We start from the raw sequence: 14,499 nt of genomic DNA, 5'->3' as shown, positions 1-14,499 counted from the left end.
GCGAACATTTTGCTTCTGAGGCCAGTTCTAGTCCTTGGCCGGCCCGGGAAGCAACTCGCTGGTCCGTCCCATCAGACGGTAGGCCACAAGGCCGATCCATTCGCGCACGGCCACCTCGGTACGGCCGAGGCCATCCGCACCGTAGTTGGTGAAGGAGAACAAATCGTCGCGCCCGCCCATGCGCCAATCGACCGGATAGGCTTCGACGTCAAATCCGGCCTTGCGGAAAATGCCGATCGAACGCGGCATGTGGTAGGCCGAGGTGACCAGCAGCCAGCGCTCGCCCGGCTTCGGCGCCACCAGACGCTTTGTGAAGATCGCGTTCTCGTAGGTATTGCGCGAGTCCCGTTCCACGATCAGGCGCTCCCTCGGGATGCCAGTGCTTTCCAGAATCGGGACCGAATAATCGGCCTCTCTGGCGTCATTCGCGACCAGGTTCGCGGAGCCCCCGGTGAAGACGATACGCGCATTCGGAAAGCGGCGTGCAAGCTCGGCCGGCGCCAACAACCGATCGGCAGCGTGCGGGACCACCGGCGTGTGATGCGCTGCCGATAGATCGGTATCGACGGAGCCGCCCAGCACGATGATGCCGCTAGGTGCGCCGCGCGACGGATCCCACGGGGGAAAACGCGACTCCAGCGGATAGAGCAAGAGATTGCCGAGCGGCGAAAAGGCCGCGAGCGCGAGCAGGACCAGCGTGGTCGCGGCCAGTTTCCGGCCGAGCCCGGCAAAGCGCGTTGCCATCAGCACGACCGAGACGATCCCGAGTTCGACCAGAAGGTTGACCGGCAGCACCGCGGCGCCGAGCGTCTTGGAAAGAATGAAGAACAGGAGGAACCTCGCTGAAATGATCGTGCCGGCGACAGGTGGGCTTGACCCGCCTGCTTGTCTTCAGAAATCTTCTTGGAAGAGGATCGATTGCCGGGTCAAGCCCGGCCATCGCAAGATCGCAACACGAATTCTGATGAAACCGATTGGACGCGGCGAATGACCCATCACCACCTGCATTCAAGTTCCGAAACCTGCCATTGGGGTTTCTTTGAAGCCGCGCTCAAGCCCGTTCTGACCGTCGCCAGCGGCGACGAAGTCACCGTCGACACCATCAGCGGCGGCCCCGACATGCTGCCAGATCGCAGCAAGTTTCACATTCCGCCTGAAATGTTCGAGGTTCATGCCAAGAACGAACGCATGCTCCCCGGCCACATCCTCACCGGCCCGATTGCCGTCGACGGCGCCGAACCCGGCGATGTCTTGGAAATCAAGATCCTCGACGTCCAGCTTCGGCAGGATTGGGGCTGGAATCTGATCAAGCCGTTGTCGGGCACCCTGCCCGACGATTTTCACGAGACGCGCATCCTCAACCTCCCGCTCGACCGGGCGCGAATGGTCGGCCGCATGCCCTGGGGCCTCGACCTGCCGCTCAAGCCGTTTTTCGGCGTGATGGGCGTTTCGCCCCCGCCGGCCTGGGGCCGCATCTCCTCGCTCGTTCCACGCGCCATGGGCGGCAATCTCGACAACAAGGAGCTCGGCGCCGGCGCGACGCTGTATCTACCGGTGTTCGTCCCGGGCGCGATGTTCTCCTGTGGCGACGGCCATGGCGTTCAGGGCGACGGCGAGGTTTGCGTCACCGCAATCGAGACCGCGCTCCAGGGCCGTTTCCGGCTGACGCTGCGCAAGGATCTCAGGTTCGATTATCCGCGCGCGGAGACGCCGAGCCACTACATGACCATGGCGATGGATCCCGACCTCGACCAATGCGCGGTGCGGGCACTGCGCGACATGATCGCGCTGCTCGGCGAGATCCGAAACCTGTCGCGCGAGGACGCCTACACGCTATGCAGTCTCGCGGCCGATTTGCGAGTCACGCAGACCGTCAACGGCTCCAAGGGCATCCATTGCATGATCGAAAAGGCGATCGTGCACGCCTGAGCCTCGTCCACATCTTCTGACCTGCTGACGCCGCACCGCCGCCCGGGATTCCGCTCGGCGCGCTCAGCTGCGTGCTTTTCCCTAGCGATTCCAAAGCGCTGAACCACCGTCACAGCCCGGATTTGACTTCTGCCCTCAAAGCTAAATAGAGTCTTAATCGTTACTTTTATGTACCCGAGTAAGAGGCTAGCGTTCGGGCCATGGCCACCGAAAAAGCCGAGACTGACCGTATCCCCGTAACCTTGGCGCTCTCGACCATCACCTACCTGGAGAAGTTGGTGAGACAGGGCACCCACGGCACCAGCGTTCCCGGCGTCGCACGTACCTTGATCGAGGAAGGCATCCGTCTCGCCATCAAGGACGGGCTCTTGTCGATCCGCGACAATGGCAGGACGTGAGCGCACACGGAGCGTGAAGCGGACGGATCTCGGCGACGGACGGCCAGATGTCGCAACCTGGGACCGTTACAAATGCCTGTTCTCTCACCAACCTGGACCAATGAACGAGTTGAACTTCTGAAGCAGCACTTCGAGGCCGGCCTGTCGTGCCGCGAGATTGCCGCCGACATCGGCGTCAGCCGCAACGCCGTGATCGGCAAATTGTCGCGATTGAATCTCACGCGCGGGCGGACTGTCGACGACCGCAAGGTCCAGGACAGAGGCTGTGCGCCGGCACGCGCGACACGGGCCGTGCCGCGGCTGCAATACGAAATGCTGGCCACGATCTATGGCGAGACCGACGCGCCCATGACGACGGGGCCGATCGACGACGCCAATCGCTGCTCACTGATGGAGCTCGGTGAATTCAGCTGCCGCTGGCCGATTTCTACGCCGGGTGCCGAGGATTTCTGCTTCTGCGGCAACGCCGTGCAGGACGGCCAGCCCTATTGCACCGGCCACAGCCGCCTCGCCTACCGGCCGAATTTCCGCGCGCGCGTCATGCGCGGCTGAAGCGCCGCGTGCCCCGAACCCCACAACGAAAAACCTCCGGCAGGGCACTACCGGAGGTTCTTGGAGGCTTAGCGTGAAGCTAAGAGCCGTGACTTTCGAAATCGGCCGAGAACTATATAGCTTAGTAACTCAGGTAAGTAAATAAGTTTGACGGCGATCCAATCGCATAGCGCGTCTTCGCCGCCGGCGTGGCATATTTCTGCTTTTCGAAATCGCTCGACACCGGAAAAAAAGCCCCGGCGGTTGGCCGCCGGGGCTTCGTCAGATCGTCAGAAAACCGAGCTTACCAGTTGCGCTGGGCGCGCAGCAGCAGGCTGTAGGTGTCCTGGTCCTTCAGCTCGTAGGTCGTCGCAGGCTTGGCAACCGACGTCAGCGCCGGCGTCGTGATCGTGCCCGAGTACTTCTGGTCGAGGTGGCTGTAGGTGAAGTCAGCCGAGAAGGTCAGGTTCTTGACCGGCGTCCAGCGGGTGATGACACCGACCTGGCCGATGTTGAAGTCCGGGTTGCAGGCGCCGGTCAGGGTGGCGAACGCAGCGCTGCCGCAGATCAGGCTCTTGGCCGTGCCGCTGTAGTTGACAGCAGCCCACGCACCGTAGAGCCCCGTGTTCCAGTACGGGCTCCAGTTGTGCGTGTAGGCACCCCGGAAGCCGTAGGTCTTGGTCAGCTCGAGGCCGCCGCCCGGTGCGAACACCGCGTCGGACACGCCGGCGAAGCCGATGCTCTGATAGGCCGCGTTCGAGCTGCCGAACATCGAGTAGCTGGTCGCGGCCAGCTCCTGGAAGTTATAGCGGCTCGCACCCTCGGTGTAGACGCCCGACAAGTTGATCACGTCGCCGGCACCGGTCGGGATGTTCTTGATCGACAGAGCGAGCTGGACCGCCCAACCCCACTTGTCTGCGGGGTGACCCGTCGCCTCGGCTGCGCCGTAATAGGCGGCATGGTTGTCGTGCGCCGCCACCGACGCCTGGAACAGACCCCAGGCCTGATCGACGCGGATGTTGCCGACGATGTCGGGCGCCCGCGTGCCGCCGAAATCGCTGGAGCCATAGGCGCCGCCAAGCACGCCCGTGGTGGTCATGCCGGCCGTGTTCCAGAGATTGGTCTGGAAGTTCAGCGTCTGGTCCTGGACCGAGATCGTCCCTGACACGCCCTGGCCGAAATCGGCGGTGTAGGTCGCCTGCGGAGCGCCGTTGGTGGTGCCGCTGCCGCCGACCAGCTGGTCGAAATTGTTGCCGGGATAGTTGATCCAGGGCGCGTCGAACTGCGACACCGCCTTACCGAGGGTGAAGCCGGCGAACTGGATGAAGGCATAGTAGACGCCGAGGGCGCCGCCGGAGATGTTACCGCCGCTGGCGTTACCCGGAGCGCTCGCCGTGCTGCCGCCGCCGATCACGTCATAGCCGGTTGCGCCGGCACCGATGCCGCTGTAGCTACCCGTCGTCCAGGTGAAGACCGCATCGAAATAGGTGCGGACCAGGCCGTATTCGGTCGCCGTGCGCGTGTCGACGGTGAGGTCTTCACGAGCACGCATCGAATAGTAATTGGTCAAGCGGTTGTTCGCCGCGGACACGCCGTTGTACTGGGCACTGTAGTTGCCACCGGCGTTGAGCGCGACTTCCGCACGCAGATAGCCACCAAGCTTGATGCAGGTGTCGCTGCCCGGGATATAGTAGAAACCGGCGCCATAGAGCGAGCAGATCTTCACATATTCGACCGCTTTGGCCTTGACCGGAAGATCAGCCGCCTGAGCTGCACCGACGGCAATCAGACCCGCCGCAGTGCCGAGCAAAAGGCTCTTCACTACTTTCATTTAAAACCTCCAAGTTGCCATTTTGCGGAGACCGGACCGTAAGGCCCCCCAGATCCCCGTCTCTTCAAATCCGCTCGGCCGCTTCGCGCCTCCGGACACACCCGCATTCGACGCGAGGGACGTGAGCGAACCACCTGCAACGGGACGATCGAGAACCCCCCACCGTCACGGATCAATATGCCTGCGCCGTTACGTTAATCAAAATAGTTTTTTAGATCAGCTTTGTGGCTTTACTAACTCTGTGTCCACAGCGCAACACCCGAGATGGCGATAAATGCTGATCTGCTCATATTTGTAGTTTCCGTGACAAAATTACCCTGCTCTGCACTTGCGTCAGAGCAGACTTGCGTGGACTATGGCCGCCGCGAACACCAGCCGGAAAGAAATCAGCTTGCGGGAGTGACGCTTTGTCAGCGACGAGGAAAGAAGGGGCGCGTCTCCGCTCCGTCGGCAATCTCGATATCATCAGGCGCTTCACCTGGGAGATATCGTCGATCAACATGTATCTGGAGGAGCTGCGTCAGTTCTGGGCCAGAACGCTGGGCATCAGCGGACCGCAATGGCTGATCCTGATGGCTATTTCCGACCTCGACAAGGACGACGGCGTTCCCGTCAACGTGGTCTCGAAACTCCTCCACGTCGACCCGTCGTTCGTCACCACCCAGTCCAAGCTTCTGGAGAAGAAGGGCCTGTTGCGCCGTCGTCCCTCACCGACTGACGCACGCGTGGTGCGGCTGTCGCTCGTCGAGAAGACGCAAAAGCACATCGCCAGCCTCAACGAGCAGTACAAGACGATTCGCGAATTCGTCTTCCAGGAGTTCGACGAGAACGAGCTGACGGAATTCACCGCCAAGCTCGCGACGCTGAAGACCCGGCTTGAAAAGGCCTGCGTCAGGATTTCGCTGGACTTCTGAAGCTCGAATTCGCTTCCTGGCTCAGATCCGCATGCCGACGGCGCCGAGCCGCGATTCGAGCCAGTCGAAAATGTATTCGTTGGCAAGGCTCGGATTGTCGGCATGGGCCTGCGCCGCGCCGGTCTCCGCCGCCGTGAACACCTTCAGCACGATGTCCGAACTGCCGAGCCGGGATTTCTGCACGATCTGACGCGCCCGGTCGGCCTTGAGCCAGCCGTCCTCGCCGATCGTGATCAGCACCGGGCATTCGGCGCTGGAGGCCATCAGCGGCGTATGCGGCACCGGCACGATGCTGAGGTCGCTCATCGCAAACCGGCTGGCAAAGAACGACCGCTCGTGCAGATCCCACAGACCGCCGTCGCAGACCGCTGCGGCCAGACGCGGCTCCTGCAGCACCGCACGCGTCACGAACGAAGAGCCCCATCCGTCCGCCACGATCGCGACGCGATCGAAATCGACGTCGTTGCGCAGCTCCAGATAATCCATCACGCTGCCGATCGAGCTCTCGAGATCGCGACGCTGCAACAGCATGTCGGCGTAATCATCCCGTTCGTCGCCGAGCAGATCGAGCGCCAGCATCGCAAAGCCGCGCTCGCGCGCATGCGGCGCCAGCTTGACCAAAAACTCCTCTTTGCGATGCCCGGGCTCGCCGATGCAGATCACGGTCGGCGCCCGTCCGTTCGCTGATGGCGCCGGCAGAAAATAGCCCTGCAGCGCATGCCCCTCGACCCAGGGGATCGTCACGACTTCGCCGGCCGGCCCGCGCGCTGCGAGGTAGCGACGGGCGCATTCCTGCATCGCCAGCACCGCGACCCAGCGGCGTTCGTCGGCCGGATCGAGCGGCATTGCGGCCGCGCCGTAATAGTTCATCGCGCGCAGCCAATTGCGCTGCGCGGTCACCAGGTGGCCCTCTGCGAACGCCGCTTCGGCGCGATGCCGGTTGGCCTGCGCCAGCTTCTTCCACTCGCGATGCCAGGATCGCTCGTCGCCGCGCTTGAGCTGCCGCGCGATCATCAGGCATTCGGCGATCGTGGCGCCGCCCTCCTGGGCCGCGGTCAGCAGGCGAGTGAATTCAGCGGAGATATCCTCTCTCTCCGGGCACAGGATGAAATCGTCGGAGAGGCATGCGGGTATCATCGGAGCTAAGCTCGATCGTGGCGTTACCCCTGATTGACTAACCTATTTTGGTTCGCCAACCAAGCTGGGCTGCTTCAAATGCGGCATGTTTGAGATCACCATCGCTTGAACGCGGGAATATCGCGCAAGCGTGACATTCCGCACCGTCATACGAGGGCGAACGCGCGCAGGTAACGGGTAAGATTACCTGCGTAAAATTGCCGGCACCGCTCTTGAGATGACATTCATCATACCTATCTGTGCGCGCGCTCGCTGATGGCCTCAGCCAAGCCTCCAGCCGACCTCCTGGGCAAAGCTTTCGTAGAAGGCGCGGTCGTAGGCCTGCTCGGGCGTCGCCCTTACACGTTCATCGAGACGCCTGGCGTCCTCGCCAACCAGGATGCGCCAGCGCTCCGCCTTCACCCCGTCGAGAATGATCTTCGCAGCCTCTGCCGCCGTCGTTGGCGCATCCTCCAGAAAGCTGCGGGCGCGTTCAGCGAACGCCGCCTGGATGTCCTCGTCCGACATTTTGTCAGCATCTGGCACGCCGGCGGCGGCCATCCGCTTGCGGGTCAGCACGACCTCGTCGGCATTGAGGCGATCCGAACCGTCGCCGCTCTGCACCTTGCGCGAATTGGAGACGATCGAAGTGCCGATATGGCCGGGCATCACCACCGAGCATTTGACATGCGGCGCGTGCAGGCGGAGGTCGTTGATCAGCGCCTCGGTAAAACCTTTCACCGCGAACTTGGCCGAGCTGTAGGCGGTGTGCGCCTGGCCCATGCCGATCGAGGCCCAGAAGCCGTTGACGCTGGCGGTGTTGATGATGTGGGCTTCGTCCGCCTTGACCAGCATCGGCAGAAAGGTGCGGACACCGAGATAGACCCCGCTCCAACAGATGTTGAAGGTGCGCTCCCACTGCTCGCGCGTGTTGGTGAACAGGCTGCCGCCGCCGCCGATGCCGGCATTGTTGAACAGCAGGTGGATCTTGTCGGTCTTCTGCTGATCGGCGAGCTCGTCGCGAAAGCGCTTGAGATGATCTTCGATCGAGACGTCAGCGACATGCGTCGTGACGCGCAGGCCCTGCGGCAGCTTCTCCACCTCGCACAGGCGCTTGGTCTCGGCCATCGCGGCTTCCGAGACGTCGCACATCGCGACATTGCAGCCCTCGGCCACGAGCTGCCGGGCGAGCTCCCGCCCCATGCCCGTGCCGCCACCGGTGATGACGGCGATCTTTCCAGCAAATTCCTTCATGGGACTTTCGGCCCCTCCCCTTGTCGGTCTGTTTCTTCGTCGTTAGCGCGCCGCTGATGCGACGCGTGCGAAATGTAGCAGCGCCGCATCCGCAGGTAAAAGCGGATCGGCGCTGCATCCCGACATCAGTTATTTCGGCCGACGGACTATTCGGCCGCCTCGACCCGCGCCCCACTCAAGGCGCCGAGCGCCTCCAGCGCCTTGCAGGTCGCCGCCTGCTGCGCAGGTGAAGCCTCCGGCATCGGCGCACGCGGATAGGTCCTGGGCAGACCCTGGAGCGTCTGTGCATAGCGCGTGCAGGCCGGCAGATTGTCGGCAATGATCGCATTCCACAGCGTCAGCAGCTTCTTGTGCAGCTCGAGCGCGCGCGGATGATCGCCCGCCTTCACCGCGTCCCACAGCGCGACGGAGGCATGCGGCGCGGCGGTCAGGATCGCGGCGATCGAACCATGGGCGCCCAGTGTGTAGGACGGATACATCAGCGCATCGACCGCGCTGTAGATCAGCTTGTCTGGCGCCATCATCATGAGGTCCGCGAACAGTTTTAGATCGCCTGCGCTCTGCTTGACGCCGACGACCAGCGGCACCTCAGTCATGATCCGCGTCAAGAGCGCCGGCGACAGATACGACCACGGCACCACGTTGTAGATGATGATGGGCATGCCGGTTTCGTCGGCCATGGCGCGGAAATGCGCCACCATCGCCTCGTCGTCAGGCTTGAACAGATAATGCACCGGCGTGACCTGGAGGGCGGCGACATTCATGTCACGCACGAGCTTGCCGCGGCGGATCGCATCGCGCGTGGAATCGACGATGATGCCGGCGATGACGGGAATGCGCCCGTTCACCGCCTCCACCGTCGCCGCCACCAGGTCGCGATATTCCTCGTGGTCGAGCGTGTGGCCCTCGCCGGTCGAGCCGCCGGCCGCAACGCCATGCGCGCCGGCGCCGATCATCCAGTCGACCTGGGGCGCCACGAGCTTGTAATCGATCTCGCCATCTTTGCGGAACGGCGTCGTCATCGGCGGGATCACGCCGGTCGGTCGTACTGTCATGGTCTGCCCTCGCGTTTCCATCATTGCGTCACGGCCCCGCTCTTCTGACGGGTATTCCGCACGCTCGAAGCCTACCGGCTCAGCCATTGCTGTGAAGGGCGGCTAACGCGGCACAGCCCTTACAATCGCTCATCTCTGCTTGATTCTCTGTGGGTTCCCCGTAGTTCCCCGGCTTCGGTTTAAGGGGAATTTTTTTACAATCCGAATCGTCAAATGGGGAACGCTGGGGCGAGCAGGCTCAGCCGGCGTGTCGTTTTCGACACAGGCTGTGGCACTCGGCTTGCATCCTCCTCGTGGTCGAGACTACCAATGAGGTGACTGGAATGTTCATAACCGTCGTTGCCGTGCTCTGCCGGCTCGGTGCTGCCGCCTCCGGCGGCTGTGTCGAGGAAATCGTGACCGACAGCAATATGACGCCCGACATGTCGATGATGGCATGCGCTGTCGGCGCACAGGCCCCGCTTGCGAAATGGATGGACGAGCATCCGATCTATCACACCAACTGGCGCCTCGAGCGCTACAAATGCGTGCCGGGTCATTATGAGATCAAGGGCCGCGCCTAAGGCCCCGCAAAACTACTGATACCGAGGAGACGCCCGGGGGGCCGCCTCAATCCTCCGCGCGACACGATCAGCGCCGAAATCTCGCCAGAGCCCAAGGCTGGCAAAAGGCTGGCAAAAGGCTGGCATGAGGCAGTGCGTAGCGTGACGACGGTCACGCTCATTCTTTAAGCCACCGCCCTCAAAATCATCGCACGTGCCCGACGGCCCTCTGGCGTTGGCATCAGCGCATAATTGTGCGGCTGATCTCGCCACAGATGCAGCTCGGCCGGCACGCCTGCCGCCCTCGCCCGCGCGGCGAGATCGACGCTGTCAGGGTAGAGCAGATCGCGCGTGCCCGAGAAGATCGTCATCGGCGCAAGCCAACGAAACGCACCGTTGAGCGGGCTGACGAAGGGATGGCTGACATCGAGCTCGCCGGCATACAGACGCCCTGCCTCGATGATCCCCGGAATGTCCTGGACCGGATCGCGCGCCGCAATCTCGACCTGCTCGGGGCGGTTCACGGAGGCGTCGGCCGCGGGCGAGATCAGCACCATACGGTTCGGTTGCCGATGGCCATGATCGCGCAGCCATTGGCACGCGGCAAGCGCGAGGCCCGCGCCGGCCGAGTTGCCCACCACCGTGACCTTTGCGGGCCCCGCGTCCTCCAGCAGCATCCGCAGCAACTCGGCCGTCGCAGGCACGACATCCTTCGCGGTGGCGCGCGGCGCCAGCGGATAGATCGGCACGACGCAGACCACGCCCGCGCGGCGGGTCATCTCGCCGATAAAGCGCCAGTGCGCCGCTACGATCTCGTTGATGTAGCCGCCGCCATGCAGGAACATGACGTGGTTGCAGCCCTCATGACCCGACGATGGCGCGGTGTAATAGACCGGCCATCCGCCCATTTTCGTCAGCACCGCCTCGACGCCGCGGCCGAGCCCCACCGGCTCGAACGTTGCAGGCTCCCGCGCGAACTTCGCTACGTGCGCCTGCACGGCCTCGGCGGAGGCGAACTGCTGCTTGTAGGAGAGCTGCCCGAGCAGCAGGTTGAAAAGGCGGCTCTGCAGACTCGGCGAGGGATCATGCCGGGCCGGTGGACTGAACACGCAACCGCCCGGGCAAATCTGCAAGGCCGACACGATCCTGGCAACGCTCATGGCCACATCCCCATCCGGCTCATTCGATGCGGCGACAAAGAGGCTTGCTGACCCGCCGCCACTTGCCGATATAATGCGAGCATTCACTCGCTTTTCCAACTCGCATTCAGATCACAAGGCCGTGGCCCGCAAACCGCCGACAAAACCCCGAAAAAGCGCTTCGCAGCAGCGATCCCGCGCCACGGTCGACGCGCTGGTCGAGGCAACCGCTCGCATTCTGGTCAAGGACGGTTTCGAGAAGACGAGCACCAACCGGATCGCCGAGGTCGCCGGCGTCAGCGTCGGCTCGCTGTATCAATATTTTCCAGGCAAGGAGGCGCTCGTCGCCGCCGTGATCGATCGTCACAACGAGGAGATCATGGCGATCGTCCGCGCAACGCTCATCGAGGTCACCGACATGCCGATCGAGAAGGCCGTGCGCCGCCTCGTCACCGTCGCGATCGAGGCCCACCGCATCAACCCCAAACTGCATCGTGTGCTCGCCGAGCAGATCCCGCGTGCAGGCAAGCTCGACGTCGAGGCCTTCAACCGCGAGGTCCACACCCTCATGCGCGCCTATCTCGACAGCCGCCGCAAGGAGATGCGCAGGATCGACCTCGATATCGCGACCTTCATCTGCGTCAGCGCCATCGAAGCCGTCGCGCACAACACGGTACTGAACCAGGCCGAGACGCTGCCGAACAAGGTCGTGCGGACGCTGGTGGATGAGACGACGCGGATGGTGGTGGGTTATCTGCGGCCACCTGCCTAGCATTCGTTCCTGAACCAGCCTCGGCGCCCGACGTGATCGATTCAAGGCCGCGATCGATTCGCGCCGACCACAGCGACACGCCTCACCTTGTTACCGGACCGTCGCACTTCAAGAACGCGTGCGCGGGCCATGCACGGGGGGTTGAATCCTGCTCGGAAATCCTATCTATCCGGGCAGGCAATACGTGATAAAGTCAAATGATTAAGTCACCAGAATGGAAGGCAATCGCCGTCGCGGCGACGGTTGCATGCCTGTCGATGGCCCTTTTGGCCGTCGACGCAACCCTGGATCTGGCAGCTCTGGACCTGAACGTCGGCGGGCTGACCAAACGCCTGCAGAGCGCGCAAGCCTCCTTCGTGGACACGATGGGGCGATCTCAACTTGCCTTCGCGGTCCCGACATGGGCCCGCAGCAAGGCCGGCGCGGAGCAGCACTGTCCGCACGACCGGTGCTGATCGCCAGCCGCTGACAACGGATTGTCCCGAGCAGAGGAGATCGCTTGCCGATCCCGCGACCGGGCAAGCACATTGGTCCTTCTCTGAAGAAAATGGTCGGAGCGAGAGGATTTGAACCTCCGACCCCTAGTCTCCCAGCCGAAGGCGATAGGGTAACGAAGCGTAACGAGACTGAACGATCGGATAGGGTGTAAACACTTTATTGAACTAGATATTTCTGATTTCTTGTGGCATGTTACGAACGCAGGGTAACGGCCACTAACAGGCTAAAATCGTTACCCCACAGCACCTTGGGGTAACGGCATGGCCAAGACTAGGGCGCTATCCAACCTGGCAATCGAGCAGCTCAAACCGCGCGCGGTTCGCTATGAAAAATCCGACGGCGGCGCGGCCGGTTTGTTCTTGGTGGTCCACCCCTCCGGCATTAAGTCGTGGGTCTTCCGCTTCCGCTCACCGGTTGAGCGTGACGAGGTTGGGCAGCGTGCGCCTAAAAAGCTCACCCTCGGACCGCTGGCGCTCACACCCTCCCCTGCTCAGCCACAGATCGGCCATCCTCTGACCCCCAGCCAAGCCCGCATGCTGGCAACAGCGGCCGCCGAGGACGTTCAGCGTGGGATCGACCCCACCCATGTCCGCCGGCAGGAGAAGGCTGAAGCCAAGCGGGAGGCTGTCCGCGATAACACCATCGATGCGGCCACGATCGAGTTCTTGAAGCGGTACAAGGGCCGCAAACGCCAGGGTTTGCGCGAATCGACCCGCCTGCTCACTGCCCACTATTTCGGCCTGAAACCAGATCCGGAGAAGCCGGGCGAATGGGATAAGACCGGGAACGGCGTGCTTGGCAAATGGTCGGGTCGCCCACTCGGATCCGTCACCAAGCATGATGCAATCGTGCTGCTCGACGGCCTAGTCGACTCTGGGCGCGGAGTGACAGCCAATCGAACCCTTACCACCCTCAAGACCTTTTTCGACTGGTGCGTCGACCGCGACATGCGCGAGGCCTCCCCAGTCGCTTCGCTCGACGCCTTTGCCCACGAAACCGAGCGAGAACGAAAGCTTTCAGCCGCCGAGCTGGTCGCCGCCTGGAAAGTTGCCGATCGGGAGGGCTACCCTTTTGGGCGCCTCGTACAGGGCTTGATCTTGCTGGGGCAACGCCGCGACGAACTGCGCGAACTGCCGCGGATCGAACTCGATTTGCAGGGTACAGCCATAGTGCTCGACGACGGCAGCCGGTGGTGCGAACCGCTCTGGACGATCCCGAAAGAGCGAACGAAAAACGGGCGCGAGCATCTTGTGCCGCTCAGCCCACAGGCTGTTGCGCTGTTGAAGTCGCTTCCCGCCATCAAGGGAAAGGGTCTGCTGTTCACCACGACCGGCGAAACTCCGATTAGCGGTCTCAGCAAAGCGAAAAAGCGGTTCGATGAAGCTATGCTAGCCGAGCTGCGCAAGAGCGATCCGAACGCGCGATTGGAGCCTTGGACACTGCACGACTTGCGCCGCACCTTCTATTCAGGCCTGCAAGCGCTCGGATTTTCGATTGAAATCGCGGAAGCCTGCGTCAACCACTCGTCGGGTGCGATTCGGGGCGTAGCCCGCGTCTACGCCAGACACAAATATCTGCGCGAAAAGACGCAGGCGTTCACGGCGTGGGCTCGATATGTCGACGATCTGGTGAACAACCGTCCCGCGAGCAACGTGTACCCGTTTGCTAGGGAGACGGCATGAGCAAGCATCCCAAGCCACCGCTGCCGAGCGCGCCGCTATCGGACGAGGAGCAAGCCGCGCACGATAAGGACGCAGCGGCGGCTCAAATTTCTATCGCGTGGCAGGATGCGCTTGATTGGGCAAAGCGGGGCGATCGACGTTCGCTTGTCGCGATGCTCCGTAGCGAACATTTATTGGACGATAATGACGTCCGTTCCTTTCTGGCCGATGTCCTCGAAGACAAAGAGAAACGCCCAAGGGGAAAACCGGCACGCCGGCCGCAGCACACATTTTTTGTGGATGCCAAGGGTCGGGTCTCATGGATTGACAAACGAGATAGTCAGCACTTCACAATCAAAAAATGGATGCAGGAGAACAAAAAAGCCCATCGCGGCCACAGCGCACTCTTGGAAGCTGCCGCGAAGCACTTCAGGTTGGATCCGGAAGTGATTGAGAATATTGCTCGTCGCTCATCCAAAGCCCAGGCAAAATCCCGCAGCACCTAATTCGCGATTTAGCTGCTGACTAAATCCGATGCGGAACGTGACAGCATGTGACCAACATATGAGGTCACGATGTCCGCTGACGATCCGAAGGCCCTGATCCCCACATCCCAGCTCCGCGCCCGCTATGGCGGCGTGAGTCACATGTGGGGCGAGCGCCGCCTAAAAGACGATCCCCACTTCCCTCGCCCGCTCTACATCGCGAAACGCCGGTTCTGGCGTGTTGGTGAACTCTGCGCTTGGGAACGCACCGTAGCTGCACGTCGACAGCCCGTGGCCGCCTGAAATCATCACACATTCAAAGGACGACCTACATATGCCCTCTTCGAATCCTGCCGCTGCAACCCTTCAGGCCC

General features: G+C 62.4%; 15 protein-coding genes. 9 read left to right on the top strand and 6 right to left on the bottom strand.

Annotated elements, in window-relative coordinates:
• Positions 1 to 27: 27 nt before the first annotated feature.
• Positions 28 to 795: a YdcF family protein gene (locus tag XH89_RS17540; RefSeq protein ID WP_194468195.1), complete on the bottom strand. Its 768-nt coding sequence runs from the start codon at positions 793 to 795 to the stop codon at positions 28 to 30.
• A gap of 192 nt (positions 796 to 987) precedes the next feature.
• On the opposite strand from XH89_RS17540, the gene XH89_RS17535 reads away from it, so the two are divergent.
• The 3 genes from XH89_RS17535 to XH89_RS17525 all read left to right on the top strand — a co-directional run bounded on the left by XH89_RS17535 (position 988) and on the right by XH89_RS17525 (position 2,879).
• Positions 988 to 1,929, top strand: coding sequence for an acetamidase/formamidase family protein (locus XH89_RS17535; RefSeq protein WP_194468194.1), 942 nt, complete (start codon positions 988 to 990; stop codon positions 1,927 to 1,929).
• A gap of 200 nt (positions 1,930 to 2,129) precedes the next feature.
• Positions 2,130 to 2,327 carry a hypothetical protein gene (locus XH89_RS17530; protein WP_007603456.1) on the top strand — a complete coding sequence of 66 codons (198 nt, stop codon included), beginning with the start codon at positions 2,130 to 2,132 and terminating at the stop codon, positions 2,325 to 2,327.
• Positions 2,328 to 2,399: 72 nt separating this feature from the next.
• Positions 2,400 to 2,879 carry a GcrA family cell cycle regulator gene (locus XH89_RS17525; protein ID WP_194468193.1) on the top strand — a complete coding sequence of 160 codons (480 nt, stop codon included), beginning with the start codon at positions 2,400 to 2,402 and terminating at the stop codon, positions 2,877 to 2,879.
• A 283-nt stretch (positions 2,880 to 3,162) separates the two neighbouring features.
• Here the strand turns inward: XH89_RS17525 and XH89_RS17520 are convergent, their stop codons facing one another.
• A complete protein-coding gene (locus tag XH89_RS17520) occupies positions 3,163 to 4,689 on the bottom strand; it encodes a porin (RefSeq protein WP_194468192.1) in 1,527 nt (508 codons plus the stop codon).
• Positions 4,690 to 5,096: 407 nt separating this feature from the next.
• On the opposite strand from XH89_RS17520, the gene XH89_RS17515 reads away from it, so the two are divergent.
• Entirely contained in the window at positions 5,097 to 5,603 is a 507-nt protein-coding gene (locus XH89_RS17515; RefSeq protein ID WP_177248183.1) for a MarR family winged helix-turn-helix transcriptional regulator, read from the top strand.
• Between the two features lie 21 nt (positions 5,604 to 5,624).
• On the opposite strand, the gene XH89_RS17510 is transcribed toward XH89_RS17515, so the two are convergent.
• The 3 genes from XH89_RS17510 to XH89_RS17500 all read right to left on the bottom strand — a co-directional run bounded on the left by XH89_RS17510 (position 5,625) and on the right by XH89_RS17500 (position 9,028).
• A complete protein-coding gene (locus XH89_RS17510; protein ID WP_194468191.1) occupies positions 5,625 to 6,740 on the bottom strand; it encodes an alpha/beta hydrolase in 1,116 nt (371 codons plus the stop codon).
• Between the two features lie 261 nt (positions 6,741 to 7,001).
• Complete coding sequence (locus XH89_RS17505) at positions 7,002 to 7,973, bottom strand: SDR family oxidoreductase (RefSeq protein WP_194468190.1); 972 nt, start codon at positions 7,971 to 7,973, stop codon at positions 7,002 to 7,004.
• A 146-nt stretch (positions 7,974 to 8,119) separates the two neighbouring features.
• Positions 8,120 to 9,028 (bottom strand): dihydrodipicolinate synthase family protein, encoded by a 909-nt coding sequence (locus tag XH89_RS17500; protein ID WP_194468189.1) that lies wholly within the window; start codon positions 9,026 to 9,028, stop codon positions 8,120 to 8,122.
• A gap of 323 nt (positions 9,029 to 9,351) precedes the next feature.
• Here XH89_RS17500 and XH89_RS17495 point away from each other — a divergent pair, with 323 nt between their 5' ends.
• Positions 9,352 to 9,591: a hypothetical protein gene (locus XH89_RS17495; RefSeq protein WP_194468188.1), complete on the top strand. Its 240-nt coding sequence runs from the start codon at positions 9,352 to 9,354 to the stop codon at positions 9,589 to 9,591.
• Positions 9,592 to 9,755: 164 nt separating this feature from the next.
• On the opposite strand, the gene XH89_RS17490 is transcribed toward XH89_RS17495, so the two are convergent.
• Entirely contained in the window at positions 9,756 to 10,730 is a 975-nt protein-coding gene (locus XH89_RS17490; protein WP_194468187.1) for an alpha/beta fold hydrolase, read from the bottom strand.
• 121 nt (positions 10,731 to 10,851) lie between these two features.
• Here XH89_RS17490 and XH89_RS17485 point away from each other — a divergent pair, with 121 nt between their 5' ends.
• From XH89_RS17485 to XH89_RS17470, 4 genes are all read left to right on the top strand, one after another.
• The gene (locus tag XH89_RS17485) at positions 10,852 to 11,481 is read left to right on the top strand and encodes a TetR/AcrR family transcriptional regulator (RefSeq protein WP_194468186.1); all 630 of its coding nucleotides are present in this window, start codon (positions 10,852 to 10,854) and stop codon (positions 11,479 to 11,481) included.
• Positions 11,482 to 11,738: 257 nt separating this feature from the next.
• Entirely contained in the window at positions 11,739 to 11,936 is a 198-nt protein-coding gene (locus XH89_RS17480) for a hypothetical protein (protein ID WP_194468185.1), read from the top strand.
• Positions 11,937 to 12,239: 303 nt separating this feature from the next.
• Positions 12,240 to 13,661 (top strand): site-specific integrase, encoded by a 1,422-nt coding sequence (locus tag XH89_RS17475; RefSeq protein WP_194468184.1) that lies wholly within the window; start codon positions 12,240 to 12,242, stop codon positions 13,659 to 13,661.
• The gene (locus XH89_RS17470; protein ID WP_194468183.1) at positions 13,658 to 14,146 is read left to right on the top strand and encodes a hypothetical protein; all 489 of its coding nucleotides are present in this window, start codon (positions 13,658 to 13,660) and stop codon (positions 14,144 to 14,146) included. Before XH89_RS17475 ends, XH89_RS17470 begins: the two co-directional genes overlap by 4 nt.
• Positions 14,147 to 14,499: the final 353 nt, after the last annotated feature.

The sequence above is a fragment of the Bradyrhizobium sp. CCBAU 53340 genome, from assembly GCF_015291645.1.
GTDB lineage: Bacteria > Pseudomonadota > Alphaproteobacteria > Rhizobiales > Xanthobacteraceae > Bradyrhizobium.
Note: the sequence above shows the minus strand (reverse complement) of the source record. Positions and strands in the feature narration are given on the sequence as shown.

What these genes read in the sequence shown, in the direction of transcription:
- XH89_RS17535 (WP_194468194.1), top strand. Translation starts at nt 988, where the DNA reads ATGACCCATCACCACCTGCATTCAAGTTCCGAAACCTGCCATTGGGGT.
- XH89_RS17530 (WP_007603456.1), top strand. Translation starts at nt 2,130, where the DNA reads ATGGCCACCGAAAAAGCCGAGACTGACCGTATCCCCGTAACCTTGGCG.
- XH89_RS17525 (WP_194468193.1), top strand. Translation starts at nt 2,400, where the DNA reads ATGCCTGTTCTCTCACCAACCTGGACCAATGAACGAGTTGAACTTCTG.
- XH89_RS17520 (WP_194468192.1), bottom strand. Translation starts at nt 4,689, where the DNA reads ATGAAAGTAGTGAAGAGCCTTTTGCTCGGCACTGCGGCGGGTCTGATT.
- XH89_RS17510 (WP_194468191.1), bottom strand. Translation starts at nt 6,740, where the DNA reads ATGATACCCGCATGCCTCTCCGACGATTTCATCCTGTGCCCGGAGAGA.
- XH89_RS17505 (WP_194468190.1), bottom strand. Translation starts at nt 7,973, where the DNA reads ATGAAGGAATTTGCTGGAAAGATCGCCGTCATCACCGGTGGCGGCACG.
- XH89_RS17500 (WP_194468189.1), bottom strand. Translation starts at nt 9,028, where the DNA reads ATGACAGTACGACCGACCGGCGTGATCCCGCCGATGACGACGCCGTTC.
- XH89_RS17495 (WP_194468188.1), top strand. Translation starts at nt 9,352, where the DNA reads ATGTTCATAACCGTCGTTGCCGTGCTCTGCCGGCTCGGTGCTGCCGCC.
- XH89_RS17490 (WP_194468187.1), bottom strand. Translation starts at nt 10,730, where the DNA reads ATGAGCGTTGCCAGGATCGTGTCGGCCTTGCAGATTTGCCCGGGCGGT.
- XH89_RS17480 (WP_194468185.1), top strand. Translation starts at nt 11,739, where the DNA reads ATGGCCCTTTTGGCCGTCGACGCAACCCTGGATCTGGCAGCTCTGGAC.
- XH89_RS17475 (WP_194468184.1), top strand. Translation starts at nt 12,240, where the DNA reads ATGGCCAAGACTAGGGCGCTATCCAACCTGGCAATCGAGCAGCTCAAA.
- XH89_RS17470 (WP_194468183.1), top strand. Translation starts at nt 13,658, where the DNA reads ATGAGCAAGCATCCCAAGCCACCGCTGCCGAGCGCGCCGCTATCGGAC.